The organism is Salmonella sp. SAL4457, assembly GCF_046548235.1.
Taxonomy (GTDB): Bacteria; Pseudomonadota; Gammaproteobacteria; order Enterobacterales; family Enterobacteriaceae; genus Salmonella; species Salmonella enterica.
Genome location: NZ_JBGDZO010000915.1, coordinates 1 through 253 on the forward strand (window position 1 = coordinate 1; position 253 = coordinate 253).

Sequence of the window (253 nt, forward strand, 5' to 3'; positions counted from 1 at the left end):
CTTCTGGGTGATGCCCATGACCAGCCCTTCGTCCGCAGCGAGATCCTGGCAGAAGCTTTCGTGGAACCTGTCCGCCTTCACCCAGAGATAGCCATCGCTGTCCGTCGCCAGGTTCGCTGCGGCCAGGGGCAAGTGCTCCTGGGTGATGCCACCGGGACTTTCGCCGCTGTCGGGGGCGAAGGCGGCGATATAGACCAGCCCGACCACATTCGGCTGGTTGCCGGCCTCGGTGATCACCGCGCCGCCATAGGAG

General features: G+C 65.2%; 1 pseudogene. It reads right to left on the reverse strand.

What is annotated here, in order from left to right:
* Positions 1–253: pseudogene (locus tag ACLJNW_RS26860) on the reverse strand (alpha/beta hydrolase); the annotation flags it as partial.